Genomic DNA, 1,099 nt, shown 5'->3' with positions numbered 1-1,099 from the left:
CTTGGTTAAAAAAGCGAATGTTAATAAATCCAGAGTAAATTATGTATGGATTTAAAGGTTGTTGCTCAGAAAGTGTAAAAATTATATTGAGTAGGCATATTAGGATTAAGCTTGTATGAGTTATAAATAATGCATAAATGATAAATAAAACAGGTTTTTTATCATTTATAGTGCTTACATAGTACATGGTTAAAATAAGTAAACTTATATGAAATGTGTACAGCAGACTAAAACTTTGCTCCATACTCATCAATGCAGATAAGCAGCCACTGAAAATAAAAATTAAGTACAACACACTACTTTTATTATTTAGTGAAAGCTTAAAAGTAGGTTTTTTATTACCTAAAAAAGCTGTAAGCACTAGTAGGCTTGTGATAAGTAAAAAAGCTATTTGAATGATACGTTGGTGGTTATGGTAATCGTAGGAAACTATTGGTATTAAAGGTATTAATGTGAATGTAAGAAATGCACTAACAAGCAGTGATTTTATCAAATTTACCTTGTTCATAAACGTCATTACTTACTTGTTAAAAAAGCGCCATAAAGGCGCTTTTCAGAATTAAAATTTCACTAAGATTGTGGACAACTTTTAGGAGCTAAACCTTTGTTGTCATCTGATAGCGCGCTAGTTGCACATGTCCACGTACCTACATCGCTTCTAGACCATGTTAATACAGCTGATGCAATTTGTGTAGGTGCATTTTTAATCGTACAAACAATAGTTGTTGCTGTTGTAGTAATAGCACAGTTTTCAGTTGATGCGCTTAAACCAATATCTGTTACTGCGGGTGCTGTCGACAATCCATTATTTTTAGCGATTTCAAAACCAGTTCTACCAGCAGATATTTCAGCTAAACCAGCAGTCAATTTAGATGTTGCTTGATAGTTCGAATACGCAGGCAATGCAATTGCAGCAAGAATACCGATGATTGCTACTACAATCATTAATTCAATTAGGGTGAAACCCTGTTGTTTTTGAGTCATTGTTTTCATGTTTCCTCTCCTAAAGGATAGATTTTTGTAACTTAAATCACTTAAGCGGCAAAATGCCTCACTTAATTTAACTGATTTACTTTACAGTTTTACTTAAAATTAATTT

The 1,099-nt window shown here is 32.3% G+C and carries 1 protein-coding gene and 1 pseudogene; both read right to left on the bottom strand.

Annotation, left to right across the window (positions count from 1 at the left end):
* Window positions 1-508, bottom strand: a pseudogene (locus tag H5072_RS20955) (O-antigen ligase domain-containing protein); the annotation flags it as partial.
* Between the two features lie 62 nt (window positions 509-570).
* On the bottom strand, window positions 571-993 hold the full coding sequence (locus H5072_RS20110; RefSeq protein ID WP_182694596.1) for a pilin: 423 nt from the start codon (window positions 991-993) through the stop codon (window positions 571-573).
* Window positions 994-1,099 lie beyond the last annotated feature (106 nt).

Origin of the sequence: Pseudoalteromonas sp. SR45-5 (assembly GCF_014163565.1) — a bacterium.
Lineage (GTDB): Bacteria > Pseudomonadota > Gammaproteobacteria > Enterobacterales > Alteromonadaceae > Pseudoalteromonas > Pseudoalteromonas distincta.
Note: the sequence above shows the minus strand (reverse complement) of the source record. Positions and strands in the feature narration are given on the sequence as shown.

Coding starts and splice junctions, on each gene's coding strand:
- H5072_RS20110 (WP_182694596.1), bottom strand. CDS start 993: ATGAAAACAATGACTCAAAAACAACAGGGTTTCACCCTAATTGAATTA.